This is a genomic window from Rhizobium sp. LjRoot254 (assembly GCF_964254105.1).
GTDB lineage: Bacteria > Pseudomonadota > Alphaproteobacteria > Rhizobiales > Rhizobiaceae > Rhizobium_E.
The window spans coordinates 704286-717510 of the sequence record NZ_CAXUSM020000001.1; the positions used below are offsets into that span (position 1 = coordinate 704286).

A 13225-nucleotide genomic window follows, 5' to 3' on the forward strand; every position below is an offset into this window, starting at 1 on the left:
GGTCATAATCCGCGAAAAACAAACTGGGGACGCCGATGTATGAATATGCCGTAGCCTGGGAGTGGCTATCCTTTGCCGTGCGCTGGCTGCATGTGATCACGGCAATCGCCTGGATCGGCTCGAGCTTCTATTTCATCGCGCTCGACCTCGGCTTGGTGAAGCGCCTAGGCCTTCCGGAAGGCGCCTATGGCGAGGAATGGCAGGTGCATGGCGGCGGCTTCTACCATATCCAGAAATATCTCGTCGCACCCGCCAACATGCCCGAGCATCTCACCTGGTTCAAATGGGAGAGCTATGCGACCTGGCTCTCCGGTTTCGCCATGCTCGCCGTGGTCTATTACGGTGGCGCCGATCTTTTCCTGATCGATCGCCACGTGCTGGATGTCTCGGCGCCAGTCGCGATCCTGATCTCGATCGCCTCGCTTGCCGTGGGCTGGATTCTCTACGATCTGCTCTGCAAGTCGCCCTTGGGAAAGAACACCTGGGGACTGATGATCCTGCTCTACATCGTGCTGGTCGCCATGGCCTGGGGCTATTCGCAGGTCTTCACCGGCCGCGCCGCCTTCCTCCACCTCGGCGCCTTCACCGCAACCATCATGTCGGCCAATGTCTTCATGATTATCATCCCCAACCAGAAGATCGTCGTCGCCGACCTGATCGCCGGGCGAACACCTGATCCGAAATACGGCCAGATCGCCAAGCAGCGTTCGCTGCACAACAACTACCTGACGCTGCCCGTCATCTTCTTCATGCTGTCGAACCATTACCCGCTGGCCTTCGCCACCCAGTTCAACTGGATCATCGCGGCGCTGGTCTTCCTGATGGGCGTCACCATACGCCATTGGTTCAACACCGTGCATGCGCGCAAGGGCGAGCCGCACTGGACATGGCTGGTCACCGTGATCCTGTTCATCCTCATCATGTGGCTCTCCACAGTGCCCAGGGTGCTGACCGGCGAACAGGATGCGGCGCTCGCGCCCGCCTTCGAGCGCTTCAAGTCCGACACCCATTTCGCCAAGGCATCTGAGACGATCTCGACGCGCTGTTCGATGTGCCATGCCGCAGAGCCCGTCTGGGAAGGCATCATTTCGGCGCCGAAAGGCGTGATGCTCGATAGCGACAATGCGATTGCCATGCATGCCAGGGAAATCTATCTGCAGGCCGGGCGGAGCCACGCCATGCCGCCAGGCAACATCACCGACATCACGCCGGAGGAGCGGAAATTGCTGGCGGCCTGGTATGAGAGCGCGATCGCCGGCGGTGTCGTGCAATAACAGCGAAACGACCACCGGCCGCACCTGATCATGCCGGGCTTTAGCGATCCTCATCGGCACTTTCCACAGATGCAGAGCCACGCCGGCCATGGTGCTGAAGATGGAGATGGTCACAACGCTGCCGGAAGAGTTGTTCCTGATGCAGACGGTTGGGGGGACGAGACGATTGACGAGACCGATGTGGCGCGGGTGGCGGTGAAATTGGGGCTGGGTTGACGTGGCTTGAATACGTCGCAATCAATGTGTATGATTCCTGAATTCATACACATCGGAGCAAGCGATGCGGACCAATATCGATATTGACGAGAAACTTTTGAAGAGTGCAATGAAGGTGACCGGCCAAACAACAAAAAAAGGCGCGGTCGAAGAAGCGTTGAGACATCTGATCCGCTTGGAGGAACAAAGGAAGTCGCTCTACAAGCTTCGCGAAATCGGTTGGGACGGTGATCTTGAAGAAATCAGGTCGCGCTGGCCGACCGAAGATTCGAAGTGATCGTCGTTGATACTTCAGTCTGGATTGATTGGATTTGGCGCCGGCAGACGGACGGCGCCACCAAACTGGAATTGCTAATTAACAAGGACATTATCGCCCTTGGCGACATAGTTCTTCTTGAGGTGCTGCAGGGTGCGCGCGACGATCTGCATGCCAAGAGGCTGCAAGACACATTGGCACGCTATCGACCAGTGACCATGCTGGACAATCGAATTGCGATAAAGGCCGCGTCTAACTATCGTCATTTGCGCGCGATGGGCGTCACAATCCGTACAACTCCGGATCTTATTATCGGTACTTGGTGCATCGAAAGCGATGTGCCTCTTCTTCACAGCGACCGCGACTTCATCCCCATGGTGGAGCATCTAGGACTGCGCCAGCTTTAACCCTCACGCATCCGCATATCTCTGTGGCTCAGTCCGCAGCCGTTCGATGTCACGTTGTGGCGGCGCGCCGAACAGGCGCTTATATTCGCGGCTGAACTGCGAGGGACTGTCATAGCCGACCGTATGGCCGGCGCTTGCCGCGTCGAGCGAACGTGTGAGGATCAACCGCCGCGCTTCCTGCAGCCGGAGCTGCTTCTGGTATTGCAGCGGGCTCATCGCGGTGGCATCGCGAAAATGCTGGTGCAGCGAAGACGTGCTCATGCCCGACAGCGAGGCGACTTCCTCGATCGTGAACGACCGCGTGTAATTCTCCTTGATCCAGGTGATGGCGCGGCCGACGTGACGGTTGCGGTTCTGCGGCTCCAGCATGCGGCGGATGAAGGCGGCCTGGTCGCCCTTCAGCAGGCGGTAGAGGATTTCGCGCTCGATCAGCGGCGCAAGCTCGGCAGCATCTTCCGGCGTCTCGTGCAGCTTCAACAAGCGGATCGCCGCGTCGAGCAGATCGGGCGAGGTCTGGCTGATTGCCATGCCGAGGCAGGTTTCGGCCTGTGTCGGCGGCGATTTGAGCAGCATCTCGGCACAGAGATCGAGATCGAGTTCGAGGCGGACACAGAGATAGGGTTCGGCTTCGCTCGCCTCGATCACCTGGCCGATCACCGGAAGGTCGACCGAAACGAGAAGATGCTGCGACGGGCCATACTGGAAGACTTCGTCGCCGACGATCACCTGTTTCCGACCCTGCGCGATGATGCAGATCGCGGCCTTGTGCACGCCGTGCATGGGCTCGCTGGGCGCGGATTTGCGGATCACAGTGAGGCGCGGAACCGCAGTCTCGTGGAGACCGTCCGTCTTGGCGCATCGTGCAATAAGGCTTTTTAGTTCCTCGAAGCGTTCCATTGTTACATCTCAATTTGTGGCCGTTGAATGGAGATTGTGGCTATATCGATAGAACAAAACTCCAAATTGGCAAAGGCGAAAATTCTATGTTTGGAGAAATGTGCAATCTTTGCGGAGAAATGGTCTACCGTATTTTCCGTTTCATCGCCTATATCGGTACTCGTCGGATGGAACGAAGACCGATGAAGAAAGGAAAGACCATGACCGTAAATTCGCTGCTCCAGGTGATGTGGGATTTCCCTGTGACGCTTTTCAATATCATCCGCGAAAAAATCGCGAAATTTGTCGCGGATCGCAACGACGACGATGCGAGGTGGCTCAATGGCTAGAAATGGAATTCTGCTCAGTGCGCTGACCTTTTCGCTCTCGCTCGTCGCGGCGCTCGCTTCATTCGGGTTCACACCGGGCGACGCGGCCCGCAAGAAGAATGATGAACAGGAGGTTGGGATGACGACACAATCCTATACCGGGCTCTGGGTGACCGCCGACGGTTACATCCAGCACCGGCTGCTGCCCGGCGGCCGTTATGTCGAAGATCGCGGCGAACGCGAGCAGGCCTATCAGGGCCAGTACCGCCTCGTCGGCGATCACATCGAATACCAGGACGACACCGGCTTCATCGCCGACGGGGACTTCAAGGATGGTATCCTTTACCATGCCGGGATGGTCCTCTATCGCCGCGATAGCTGAAACATCGTCCTCAATAATGAAACCGGCATTGGGTGACGATCACGGCTTGATCGTCACCCTTTCCCGTCACGGTATAGACGATCCGGTGTTCCTGGTTTATACGCCTCGACCAATAGCCCTTTTGATCGCCCCTCAGCGGTTCCGGCTTGCCAAGCCCCTCGAAGGGATGGCGTCTAATATCTTTCAGTATTTCATTGATGCGTGAGGCCAGTTTCGGGTCTGCCCCTTGCCAATAGACATAGTCTTCCCAGCCATCGGCGTTGAATGAAACACGCATCCTATTCGTCGGTCACGCCGGGAATGACGGGTGTAAAATATCTGCCAGCTTCAACATCCTCTCGACCCCGACGGAGACGGTCAGCATTGGCTGGTGTCGATAGCAGGTAAAGCGTTTCAACCATTCCCTCGTAATCGTCCTTGCTGATAAGAATCGCTGATGGCTTATCCCTGCGGACAATCTCTACCGGCGCTGCATCGTCGTTGACCTTATCCAACAGGCTGGCGAACTCTGCGCGTGCTTTCGAGAAGAATATCGTATCCATTTCCATACCTCTTGATTTGTACAATATATCGCACAACTCGGCGTGCATTTCAAGATCATCATGGGATCAGCTCGAACCTGTCGACATCCACCAAACCCTTGTCCGAGATCTTGAGATGCGGGATCACCGGCAGCGGCAGGAAGGCGAGTTGCAGGAAGGGTTCCTGTAGCGTCGAGCCCAGCGCGAAGGCTGCCTGGCGCAGGTGATGCAGGGTGTCGCGCACGCTTTCGTAGGGCTCCAGGCTCATCAGGCCCGCAACCGGGAGCGCGATCTCGCCGGTCACGTTGCCGTCCTCGACGACGACGAAGCCGCCCTTGATCACGGAGAGCCGGTTGGCGGCGAGCGCCATGTCCTCGTCGCTGGCGCCGACGACGCAGATATTGTGGCTGTCATGGCCGACGGTCGAGGCGATCGCGCCCTTCTTCAGGCCGAAGCCCTGGACGAAGCCGGTGGCGATGTTGCCGTTCTTGCCGTGGCGTTCGATGACGGTGATCTTGAGGATATCGTTGGTGAGATCGACGGTCGCCTGATTTCCTGAATTGGGTAGCTGATAGCGGCGGTGTTCGGTGATGATCTTGCCGGGGATGACGCCGAGAACCGAGGTTTCGCCATTGCGCGCCGGTACGGCGAAGTCCGCCGATGTCACCTGGCGCGCCCTGACGCTATCGAGGCCCACCGGTTCGACGAAATTGCGGGTTTCGAACAGCTCTGATGTCACCCGCCTGCCGGCGGAGAAGACCATGTCGGCTTTGCAGCTTTCGAGACTGTCGATGACCACGAGATCGGCGCGCCAGCCTGGCGCCACGAGGCCTCGGTCTCGCAGGCCGAAGGCGCGGGCGGCTGAAATCGAGGCGGCACGATAGACGGCGAGGGGTTCGGCGCCATTGGCGATCGCGGTACGGATCATATAATCGAGATGGCCCTGCTCGGCGATATCGAGCGGATTGCGGTCGTCGGTGCAGAGCGCGATGAACGGCGACAGCCGCTCGGTGATGATGGGCATGAGGGCATGCAGGTCCTTGGAGACAGAGCCTTCGCGGATGAGGATATGCACGCCCTTGCGGATTTTTTCCATCGCCTCCATGGCACTGGTGCATTCGTGATCGGTACGAATGCCGGTGGCAAGATAGCCGTTGAGGTCGTAGCCCGAAAGCAGTGGCGCGTGGCCGTCGATGTGGCCGTCCTGGAAGGCCGCGAGCTTGGCGAGCGGGATCGGGTCCTTGTGGATCACGCCCGGGAAATTCATCATCTCGGCCAGCCCGATGACTTTCGGATGCTTGCGGAACGGCATCAGCCGCTCGATGGGCAGGTCGGCGCCGGAGGTTTCCAGATGCGTCGCCGGCACGCAGGACGATAGCTGCACGCGGACATCCATGATCGTTTCGAGCGCCGAGTCGAGGAAGAACTGCAGGCCTTCGGTGCCCAGCACATTGGCGATCTCGTGCGGATCACAGATCACCGTCGTCACGCCGTAGGGCAGGACGCAGCGGTCGAATTCCAGCGGCGTGACCAGCGAGGATTCGATGTGCAGATGGGTGTCGATGAAGCCCGGGACGACGATCTTGCCCGAGACGTCGATCTCCGTCTTGCCGGTATAGTCGCCGCAGGTGCCGACGATGCGGTCGCCCGATATGGCGATGTCGGATGCCACCAGTTCGCCGGTGACGAGATCCAAGAAGCACCCGCCCTTCAGCACGATATCGGCCGACTCGCGGCCGGTGCCCTGGTCGATCATCCGTTCGAGATTTTGCATACGCGGCTCCGATTCACGATGCAATTCAGTGTAGCGGCGAGGGCGCGGGAAGCAAATTGAAAACGCTCAGAGCCAGTTGATCCGCTTCAGGACCATCAGCGTGGCGATGGAGGTGATTGCCACCGCGCCGACGATCGCGATGAAGGCCCAGGTTTCGTGGACGCCGGGTATGCCGCCGACATTCATGCCGAACAGGCCGGCCACCAGGCTCGGCGGCAGCAGGAGCGCTGCGAGGGCTGCGAAGCGGTTGGAATTGCGGGCGATCCGTTCGCTGATCATGGTCGACAGGTCGTCATGCAGGATGCCGGTGCGGTCGCGGATGGCGTCGAGATATTCGATGAAGCGCATCAGCTTGTCGATCACCTCGCGGAAGCGCAGCTTGTCGCGCTCCTTCAGCCACGGCGCGTCGTCGTGCTCGATGCGGTTGAGCGCGTCACGTTGCGGCGCGAGGTAGCGGCGGAGTTGGACCGAGCGGCGGCGGAGCTGCTTGAGGCGTCCACGCACCTCGCCTTCCTCGCCCTGGAACATCAGATCGTCGAGATCGTCGACCTCCTCGTCCATGCCGTCGAGCACCGGTTCGAGATCGCGGACCAGCTTGTCGCTGACCATGGCGAGCAGTTCGCCCGTCTGCTTCGGCCCCTTGCCCGTTTCGAGCGCCTTTCTGATGTCCCGCAGCGCCGTGATGTAATGGCCACTGTCGCGCAGGCTGACCAGCCGGTGTTCCTCGACCCAGATATGCACCGGCACTAGGTCGATATCAGGAAGCGTGACCTGCACCTCCTCGGGAGGAGTGGCGCAAACGGCTCTCAGGATGATGAGCAGGCCGTCTTCGATCGGCTCGACGCGCGGACGGGAGTCCTCGGCCAGCAGTGCTTCGGTGACGAGCGGATCAAAGCCGCCCTTGTTGGTGATCCAGTCGGCAGCGGCCGGATGATCGCGCTCGAAATGCAGCCAGACCACGCCATCGCCGGGCTTCCAGGCGCAAACACCTTCCATCGTCAGCGGCGTGCAGCCGCCCTTGCCGTCGAGCAACAGCGCGAAACGCAGGCCGGGCTCGTCGCCATAGCGGATGACTGGTTTGACCTGTTCCAGCATCTCTCAATCTTCCTGCTGCCTGCCCACTTCGCCGCCATGATAGGCGCGAAGCGGGGGAAGGTGAAGAGGCGATGTTGGGCGGTGCCGCCCCCGGAAATCTCATGCGGTCGCGTCTCCGCCATGTCGAGTTGCGCTATGGCCTTTGCGTTCGAACACTGTGCGGCCCGCGGTTCTTTGTGGGCCTATTTTGGGAACGTTTATGTTTGTGGGGACTTATATTGACGACACCAGAATAAGGAGGAAACGCCAATGCGTAAGTTCATCATCGGCGGCATTGCCGCCTTAATCGCTGCAACGTCGTTCGCGTCTTCTGCAAACGCAGAGGTCGTCCTGAAATACAAGAACGGCTATCATCATCGCAACAATGCCACCGTCGTGGTGCGGCCCCGTGCCCGCGTCTACGTGGCGCCGCGCGTCGTCTATCGTTCCGACTGCTACACCAAAAAGGTTCGCAGAGTGAACAACTGGGGCAACGTCGTGATCAAGCGCGTGCGTGTGTGCAGGTAACTTGTACAGAAAAGAAGCCCGGTTCGCCCCGGGCTTTTCTGTGAGATACATTTCAACGCGCCGGTTTGGTGCGAGATCGACCATCGCGCACCCGCACATTGATGCTCAGTCCGCCGCCTCGAAATGCGCCAACTGGTCCGCATGTGCCTTTCCAAAAGACGGACGCGCCGTCGCGCGGGCAACGTAGTCCCGGCAGGACGAATAATTTGCAAGCCCGTCAAACCGATCCACAAGGCGCAGCACATCCGCCATGACGATGTCGGCGATGGAAAAGCTCCCCGCCAGCCATTCGCGTCCCGCCAGCACCGGCTCCAGATGCTTGAGCCGGTGCTGATTAAGGAACCCGTCAAAGAGCTTCCAGGCTGGCGTATCATTGTTGTTGCCGGAGAACATGAACAGGGACCACGGCAGGCTCGCCATCTCAACCGAATTGAGCGCCGCGAAAACCCATTCCACCGCCTCGCTGCGGCCGCGTGGGTCGGTGGGCATCAGCTTGTCGCTCAGCTCGCCCAGATACAGCAGGATCGCGCCGCTCTCGAAGATCGATATCTCGCCGTCGGTCAACCACGGCGTTTGGCCGAAAGGCTGATGCCAGAAATGCTCGGCACCCCGATCGTGGAACGGCGTGCTCTCGACGCGATATGGCAAGCCGGCCTCTTCCAGCGCCCAGCGCAACCGTATGTCGCGCACATAGCCGCGCGGCGTCTCGGGAACCCAGTCATAGGTGGTAAGTATCAACTCGCCCATTTGGCATCTCCAAGGAAAGCTATCAGTTTCTCTATGAGGCCGCTCCAGCCTGCCTCGTGGCTTTCGCGCGCCTCTTCGTCGGGGAGGTTTTCGTGGATCAGTGTCAGTTTGGTGCCGCCGTCAAACGGCTCCAGCAAGAACGTGACCAGCGACTCCCGTTCGGGCATCCCGGGCCACTCCCAGGTGAAAACAAGCTTCCTGTCGGGAACCACTTCCCGGTAAACACCGGTCGGATTGTGCTCGTCGCCATTCAGCAGCCGGAATACGATACTGAAGCGACCTCCCGGCCGCACGTCCGCCTCGGCGCGGAGCGTCGGTCCGGCATCGGGACCCCACCACAGCAGCATTTGCGTGGGCTCCGTAATCGCCGCATAAACCTTGGCTGCCGGAGCCTTGATCCGGCGCACGATTGTCACGCTTGGAAGGCTCCCGACCATCAATCGGCATCCTTTTCCACGAGCGCAACAAGTCGATCGAGGCTAACCGTCCACAAGCTTTCGTACCGTTCGAGCCACGCCATCGCCTCTTGCATCGGGCCTACCGACAGGTTGACCGATACGGTGCGGCCGGTTTTGGTTCGGGTGATCAATCCCGCATCGGACAGAACATCCAGATGCTTCATCATTCCAGGAAGCTTTAGCGAAAACGGACGGGCGAGTTCGCTCACCGACAGTCCGGGTTCTTCCTTCAGACGCAGGAGCACGCCTCGACGGGTAGGATCGGCAAGCGCGGAGAATGTTCGGTCTATGCTCGATATCTGATACTTCGCCATGTAGCGAAGTATTGCAAATTTCCGCCAAGTCAGTCAACTGCTCGTCGTCACGACAGGCCAGCGGGCGTCGGAACACCTGTCGTGACAATCTCGCGGGCAGCGAGAGTGCATTATTCACATCAACCGAGCGACCTCTTCACCGGCGTTGCGGCGCCCTTGCTGTTTTCCGTGCGCGACAGGGATGGCGATAGAATTTCCTTTTACCGTTTCAGCGGGTGCGGTGGTCCTTCGGCAGCGCGATTGTCATCGCCACGGCTATGGCTGATATGATCGCGACGGCGAGGTAGATGCCGCTGAAACTCCCGGTCCAGGTCTTGATCACGCCGCCGAAAAAATTGCCCGTTGTGCCGCCGATGCCCTGGAGCACGGTGCAGATGCCGAATATCGTCACGGCGACGCTCGAGACGGCGCGATGCGAGACATAGGCCGGCAGCAGGCCGTAGATCGGATAGAAGCCGAGGGAAAACAGGATGCCGGCGAGGATCGACAGTTCTCTCGATGGATCGAGCACCATCAGCGCGCCCGCGGCGAGGAAGACCAGATAACAGAACAGCATGGCATGGCGGGAGCCGAGGCGTGATGAGATCGTGCCCATAATGAAGCCCGCGCCGATGCCCACTGCGCCGATGGTTGCCCAGAGCCATGAGGCAAAGCCGACCGAATAGCCCAGTTCCTCGCGCAGGAACGGCGAGAGATAGGTGAGATAGGGATAGGGCATCATGCCGTTGACGAAGCCGAGCGCGAAGATCAGCGCTACCCAGGGCATCGTCGAGCGCAGGCTGACGGAGCCGCCAGCCGAGGATGCGGGCGTGTCATGGCGCGTCCCATGGTCGAAGAGGCCTGCCCGTCCGAACAGCACATGAGCGGCGACCGCCAGTGCGATGGTGGCGGCGCCGGTGACGTACCAGACCATCTGCCAGTGGCCATTGCCGGCGAAGGCCGGCACGAGCGCGCTATTGGCGAGCACGCCATAGGCCGGCGCGCTGGAAATCAGGCTCATGGCAAAGCCGCGCCGCTCGGTGCTCACCACGCGCGCGGCAAGATCGATCATCGGCACGAAGGTCGATGCGCCGGTTCCGCCTGATATCATCAGGAGAATCGCGACCACGTAGAGATTGCCGGTAAGGGGGACGCTCGTGAGGCAAAGCCCGCATAGCGAGACCGACGCCACCACCGTCCGGGCCGCGCCTATGCGGTGGACGAGCCAGGTTCCAAGCAAAGCGAACGCCACCGAGGAAAGCTGGACCAGCCCGGTGACGGCGCCGACATAGGCATAGCCGAAGCCGAGGTCGTGGCGCATATCGGGAATGATCTGGGAAAACAGGGCGATGCCGAAGCCATAGCATGTGGCGACGCAGGCGATCATGACGGCGACGAGAAGGCCGCTGGAGGGTTGCGCGCTATTCATGGCGATCGCGGTGCATGGACAATAACGCTCTCCTTCGTTTCGACAGGTTGCATCATTCCGCAAGCCGCCGTCAACGGACTGTCCCGACGCGACGCCGGTTGCCGCGATCGCCGGACAAACCCGATGAAGTCCGGGATGAGTGAGCTTCGCTATTCCATGAGCGGCCAGATTTCGATCACGCCATGGGCGACGGCGCATGGCGATTTCGATGCCAGCGCGATTGCCTCGTCGATGTCCTTGGCCTCCATGATCGAAAAGCCGGTGATGGGCAGGTTTGACGACATGTAGGGGCCGGTTTTGGTGGCGACGCCTGTGCCATCGGGGTTCCTCACCTGTACCGGCGTTTCGGCGATGCCCATCACCACGCCGCGCTCCTTGAGCGACGCATCGTGGTCATGTGCCGCCTGCCTGACATCATGCGGCGTCCTGTCATATCCGGCCTGGTCGCCATAGCCGATGGTGATGTATTTGGGCATTCGTCGATCCTCGGTTGCCCACTATAATCGCCGGGCAGGCGCGCCGGTTCCGGCGCCGAAGGCATCGTCTTCATTGCGCGCTTGAAATTCGCCGCATCGCTGCGATACTCCGCCTTGGGAGCCAAGGCGATGATGCGTCATTTGCGAATTCTGGCTGCATTGCTGACACTGTCACTGCTGACCATCAGTGCCGGGCCGGCCGACGACGGGCGCTGGTATGCCGGGGATTATTCCTTTTCCGACGAGCTTGGCGGCTTCAGCATCCTCTCGGTGACCGGCTCGGGGACGAAGGCCGACCCGATCGAGATCAGCGAGCAGCTCGACTCGGCCAATCCCGTGACACTGGTGATCAGGGCCGTAAAGCACACGGCGCGCGACGGCGCCCTCTACCTGCGCGTCGTTCCCGCGAACAACAGCGGACTGGCCTGGATCGAGTTCGAATTCGAACTTCAGGAGATCCGTGGCAAGCCGAGCGACTTTTACGACGGCTTGTCATTTTCTCAGATCAGTCCCAATCCGGACCTTATCTCGTCCAACCGGTTCGCCCATTTCAAGAGCAATTTCGAGAGCTTCGACCGGCTGCGCTTCAGCGAGGGTCATGTCGATCCCCGGGACCGGCCGCTCTTCGGCTTTCTCATCACCGACGTCACGCCGGTCGGCGAATTCTATCTGGTGCAGGACCCGCGGGTGCCGTTTTCGTGAGACGGATGCCGCAGGGAAGGGGCCAGACCGCCAGTGCAATGACTGCTTGTCACTCCTGCTGGAATTTGCAGGGCCATTGGTCGGGTTTCTTCAATCCACTCGGCAGCACGGTCTTGTCGTCGCCGCAGGCCATGTCGAGCTGCCATTGGCTCAGCCCGGTCGCGGCCGAGAAATCGACGCCTTCGATACGGGTGAGGTAGAAAAAGGCGCGATCGAAATCGACCGGACCCGAGAAATGCGCGCCGCGGAAATCTGCGCGTGCGAGATTGGTAAGCGAGAAGTGGCTGCCGCCGACTTCCGCGCCATCGAACTGCGACCGGCCCAGTTCGGCCTTTGTGAAGTTGACGTTGGAAAGCTTGGCGTCCTTGAAATTGGAGCGCTGAAGTTCGGCGCTTTCGAAATTCGCGTCGTCGGCGCCTATGCCGGTGAAGTCGGTGCGGTAGGCCTCGGCACGTACGAAGCGCGCGCCCTTGGCGGTGGAACCGGCAAGGCTCGCCCGCAAGAGCTTGGCCTTCTCAAGATTTGCTCCGAGCAGATTGGCATTGCCGAGATCGGTGGTGGTGAAATCGGTGCCTACCAGCTTGGCGCCTTCGAGATTGCTGCCGCCCAGCATCAGGAGCTTCTTGTCGCACTCCTGCCAGTTAATGCCCGGCGTCGGGGCCTCGCGGCAATCATCGGCCAGGGCATTGGTCCATGAGAAGCCCAGAAGCCCTGATATCACGAGGGACACGGAGAGAGTGGATTTCATAAATGCCTTCATCGCCTTCTCCCGGTTCCGGCTGTCTTCATACACTCATGTAGTGGCGGCAGCAGCAGTATCCAACACTTTCATTGTGACATGCGTTGCGGCGGGCGGTGTGACGATGATTGGCCGCGTAATGGGTTGCTCATCGGAGCCTCGGTGGGCACCGGGGGAGCGTTCACGTTGCGCCGTTGCCGAAAGGGCCGCTCACCAAACAGCGCTCACGAACGTGCTGCCCGCCATGAAGATGATGATGAGTGAGCCCGGTGTCCACAATGCCGCGCGAATGTCATGAATCTGGGCGGTGTAGTAGGCAACGAAGTGCAGCAGACGCGTCACGACATAGCCATAGAAGAGAAACTGCGCGAGGAGCAGCGGTGGCGCTGTCGTGACATACAACAGCCCTGCAACAAGGAAATAGGGAAGATTCTCGAGATCGTTGAGCTGAATGCGCCGGATACGTTCGACGCGCTCGTTGGGCGCCAATTGGGTGTCGTTCGGCCTTGGGTTGGCCATTGTCTTTTTCAGGTCCTCGGGATTTCTGAAGCCGCCGTTTTCACCCATCATGCGGATAACCGTCAGCCAGGACATCGCAACGCCCTTCAAGATCATCAATGTCGCGGCGATGACGTATGTCGCGAATACAGGGTTTGTCAGGCTCAATTGGTCCATGTGAAAATCCCCCGATGCTGTTTTAGCGAAATAGCTGCTCTGCAGAGTAACAAAAAGGCGGCCTCTCGG

At 59.9% G+C, this 13225-nt stretch carries 19 protein-coding genes and 1 pseudogene; 8 read left to right on the forward strand and 12 right to left on the reverse strand.

Features of this window, described 5'->3' with window-relative positions; genetic code table 11:
- Positions 1–35: 35 nt before the first annotated feature.
- The 4 genes and pseudogenes from puuD to vapC all read left to right on the forward strand — a co-directional run bounded on the left by puuD (position 36) and on the right by vapC (position 2153).
- The gene (puuD, locus tag ACSQ26_RS03525; RefSeq protein ID WP_436006328.1) at positions 36–1274 is read left to right on the forward strand and encodes a urate hydroxylase PuuD; all 1239 of its coding nucleotides are present in this window, start codon (positions 36–38) and stop codon (positions 1272–1274) included.
- 76 nt (positions 1275–1350) lie between these two features.
- Positions 1351–1490: pseudogene (locus tag ACSQ26_RS03530) on the forward strand (guanine deaminase); the annotation flags it as partial.
- Between the two features lie 64 nt (positions 1491–1554).
- Entirely contained in the window at positions 1555–1767 is a 213-nt protein-coding gene (locus tag ACSQ26_RS03535) for a type II toxin-antitoxin system VapB family antitoxin (RefSeq protein ID WP_436006330.1), read from the forward strand.
- Positions 1764–2153, forward strand: coding sequence for a type II toxin-antitoxin system VapC family toxin (gene vapC / locus ACSQ26_RS03540; RefSeq protein WP_436006332.1), 390 nt, complete (start codon positions 1764–1766; stop codon positions 2151–2153). The genes ACSQ26_RS03535 and vapC overlap by 4 nt, the downstream gene beginning before the upstream one ends.
- Before the next feature lie 3 nt (positions 2154–2156).
- On the opposite strand, the gene ACSQ26_RS03545 is transcribed toward vapC, so the two are convergent.
- Positions 2157–3050, reverse strand: coding sequence for an AraC family transcriptional regulator N-terminal domain-containing protein (locus ACSQ26_RS03545; RefSeq protein ID WP_436006334.1), 894 nt, complete (start codon positions 3048–3050; stop codon positions 2157–2159).
- Positions 3051–3250: 200 nt separating this feature from the next.
- Here ACSQ26_RS03545 and ACSQ26_RS03550 point away from each other — a divergent pair, with 200 nt between their 5' ends.
- Positions 3251–3379, forward strand: coding sequence for a hypothetical protein (locus ACSQ26_RS03550; protein ID WP_436006336.1), 129 nt, complete (start codon positions 3251–3253; stop codon positions 3377–3379).
- Positions 3372–3740 carry an Atu4866 domain-containing protein gene (locus tag ACSQ26_RS03555; RefSeq protein WP_436006338.1) on the forward strand — a complete coding sequence of 123 codons (369 nt, stop codon included), beginning with the start codon at positions 3372–3374 and terminating at the stop codon, positions 3738–3740. Before ACSQ26_RS03550 ends, ACSQ26_RS03555 begins: the two co-directional genes overlap by 8 nt.
- Before the next feature lie 10 nt (positions 3741–3750).
- Here ACSQ26_RS03555 and ACSQ26_RS03560 read toward each other — a convergent pair whose 3' ends face one another.
- The 4 genes from ACSQ26_RS03560 to ACSQ26_RS03575 form a co-directional block, all read right to left on the reverse strand.
- Positions 3751–4017 carry a Txe/YoeB family addiction module toxin gene (locus ACSQ26_RS03560; RefSeq protein WP_436006340.1) on the reverse strand — a complete coding sequence of 89 codons (267 nt, stop codon included), beginning with the start codon at positions 4015–4017 and terminating at the stop codon, positions 3751–3753.
- 1 nt (position 4018) lies between these two features.
- On the reverse strand, positions 4019–4282 hold the full coding sequence (locus ACSQ26_RS03565; protein WP_436006342.1) for a type II toxin-antitoxin system Phd/YefM family antitoxin: 264 nt from the start codon (positions 4280–4282) through the stop codon (positions 4019–4021).
- A gap of 58 nt (positions 4283–4340) precedes the next feature.
- Entirely contained in the window at positions 4341–6035 is a 1695-nt protein-coding gene (gene ade / locus ACSQ26_RS03570) for an adenine deaminase (protein WP_436006344.1), read from the reverse strand.
- Positions 6036–6101: 66 nt separating this feature from the next.
- Positions 6102–7130 (reverse strand): CorA family divalent cation transporter, encoded by a 1029-nt coding sequence (locus tag ACSQ26_RS03575; RefSeq protein WP_436006346.1) that lies wholly within the window; start codon positions 7128–7130, stop codon positions 6102–6104.
- 249 nt (positions 7131–7379) lie between these two features.
- Here ACSQ26_RS03575 and ACSQ26_RS03580 point away from each other — a divergent pair, with 249 nt between their 5' ends.
- Entirely contained in the window at positions 7380–7637 is a 258-nt protein-coding gene (locus ACSQ26_RS03580; RefSeq protein ID WP_436006348.1) for a hypothetical protein, read from the forward strand.
- A gap of 105 nt (positions 7638–7742) precedes the next feature.
- On the opposite strand, the gene ACSQ26_RS03585 is transcribed toward ACSQ26_RS03580, so the two are convergent.
- From ACSQ26_RS03585 to ACSQ26_RS03605, 5 genes are all read right to left on the reverse strand, one after another.
- Complete coding sequence (locus ACSQ26_RS03585) at positions 7743–8384, reverse strand: glutathione S-transferase family protein (protein WP_436006350.1); 642 nt, start codon at positions 8382–8384, stop codon at positions 7743–7745.
- Positions 8372–8800 (reverse strand): SRPBCC family protein, encoded by a 429-nt coding sequence (locus tag ACSQ26_RS03590; protein WP_436006352.1) that lies wholly within the window; start codon positions 8798–8800, stop codon positions 8372–8374. The genes ACSQ26_RS03585 and ACSQ26_RS03590 overlap by 13 nt, the downstream gene beginning before the upstream one ends.
- A gap of 20 nt (positions 8801–8820) precedes the next feature.
- Positions 8821–9156, reverse strand: coding sequence for a metalloregulator ArsR/SmtB family transcription factor (locus tag ACSQ26_RS03595; protein ID WP_436006354.1), 336 nt, complete (start codon positions 9154–9156; stop codon positions 8821–8823).
- A gap of 208 nt (positions 9157–9364) precedes the next feature.
- Complete coding sequence (locus ACSQ26_RS03600; protein WP_436006356.1) at positions 9365–10564, reverse strand: MFS transporter; 1200 nt, start codon at positions 10562–10564, stop codon at positions 9365–9367.
- Between the two features lie 149 nt (positions 10565–10713).
- Complete coding sequence (locus ACSQ26_RS03605) at positions 10714–11040, reverse strand: YciI family protein (RefSeq protein WP_436006358.1); 327 nt, start codon at positions 11038–11040, stop codon at positions 10714–10716.
- A 129-nt stretch (positions 11041–11169) separates the two neighbouring features.
- On the opposite strand from ACSQ26_RS03605, the gene ACSQ26_RS03610 reads away from it, so the two are divergent.
- The gene (locus tag ACSQ26_RS03610; RefSeq protein WP_436006360.1) at positions 11170–11742 is read left to right on the forward strand and encodes a hypothetical protein; all 573 of its coding nucleotides are present in this window, start codon (positions 11170–11172) and stop codon (positions 11740–11742) included.
- Positions 11743–11791: 49 nt separating this feature from the next.
- Here ACSQ26_RS03610 and ACSQ26_RS03615 read toward each other — a convergent pair whose 3' ends face one another.
- Both ACSQ26_RS03615 and ACSQ26_RS03620 read right to left on the reverse strand, forming a co-directional pair.
- Positions 11792–12502, reverse strand: coding sequence for a pentapeptide repeat-containing protein (locus ACSQ26_RS03615; RefSeq protein WP_436006362.1), 711 nt, complete (start codon positions 12500–12502; stop codon positions 11792–11794).
- 189 nt (positions 12503–12691) lie between these two features.
- Positions 12692–13156 (reverse strand): MAPEG family protein, encoded by a 465-nt coding sequence (locus tag ACSQ26_RS03620; protein WP_436006364.1) that lies wholly within the window; start codon positions 13154–13156, stop codon positions 12692–12694.
- Positions 13157–13225 lie beyond the last annotated feature (69 nt).

Excerpts from the sequence above, each read along its gene's own strand:
- puuD (WP_436006328.1), top strand. The coding sequence starts at position 36 with ATGTATGAATATGCCGTAGCCTGGGAGTGGCTATCCTTTGCCGTGCGC.
- ACSQ26_RS03535 (WP_436006330.1), top strand. The coding sequence starts at position 1,555 with ATGCGGACCAATATCGATATTGACGAGAAACTTTTGAAGAGTGCAATG.
- ACSQ26_RS03545 (WP_436006334.1), bottom strand. The coding sequence starts at position 3,050 with ATGGAACGCTTCGAGGAACTAAAAAGCCTTATTGCACGATGCGCCAAG.
- ACSQ26_RS03550 (WP_436006336.1), top strand. The coding sequence starts at position 3,251 with ATGACCGTAAATTCGCTGCTCCAGGTGATGTGGGATTTCCCTGTGACG.
- ACSQ26_RS03555 (WP_436006338.1), top strand. The coding sequence starts at position 3,372 with ATGGCTAGAAATGGAATTCTGCTCAGTGCGCTGACCTTTTCGCTCTCG.
- ACSQ26_RS03560 (WP_436006340.1), bottom strand. The coding sequence starts at position 4,017 with ATGCGTGTTTCATTCAACGCCGATGGCTGGGAAGACTATGTCTATTGG.
- ACSQ26_RS03565 (WP_436006342.1), bottom strand. The coding sequence starts at position 4,282 with ATGGATACGATATTCTTCTCGAAAGCACGCGCAGAGTTCGCCAGCCTG.
- ade (WP_436006344.1), bottom strand. The coding sequence starts at position 6,035 with ATGCAAAATCTCGAACGGATGATCGACCAGGGCACCGGCCGCGAGTCG.
- ACSQ26_RS03575 (WP_436006346.1), bottom strand. The coding sequence starts at position 7,130 with ATGCTGGAACAGGTCAAACCAGTCATCCGCTATGGCGACGAGCCCGGC.
- ACSQ26_RS03580 (WP_436006348.1), top strand. The coding sequence starts at position 7,380 with ATGCGTAAGTTCATCATCGGCGGCATTGCCGCCTTAATCGCTGCAACG.
- ACSQ26_RS03585 (WP_436006350.1), bottom strand. The coding sequence starts at position 8,384 with ATGGGCGAGTTGATACTTACCACCTATGACTGGGTTCCCGAGACGCCG.
- ACSQ26_RS03595 (WP_436006354.1), bottom strand. The coding sequence starts at position 9,156 with ATGGCGAAGTATCAGATATCGAGCATAGACCGAACATTCTCCGCGCTT.
- ACSQ26_RS03600 (WP_436006356.1), bottom strand. The coding sequence starts at position 10,564 with ATGAATAGCGCGCAACCCTCCAGCGGCCTTCTCGTCGCCGTCATGATC.
- ACSQ26_RS03605 (WP_436006358.1), bottom strand. The coding sequence starts at position 11,040 with ATGCCCAAATACATCACCATCGGCTATGGCGACCAGGCCGGATATGAC.
- ACSQ26_RS03610 (WP_436006360.1), top strand. The coding sequence starts at position 11,170 with ATGATGCGTCATTTGCGAATTCTGGCTGCATTGCTGACACTGTCACTG.
- ACSQ26_RS03615 (WP_436006362.1), bottom strand. The coding sequence starts at position 12,502 with ATGAAGGCATTTATGAAATCCACTCTCTCCGTGTCCCTCGTGATATCA.
- ACSQ26_RS03620 (WP_436006364.1), bottom strand. The coding sequence starts at position 13,156 with ATGGACCAATTGAGCCTGACAAACCCTGTATTCGCGACATACGTCATC.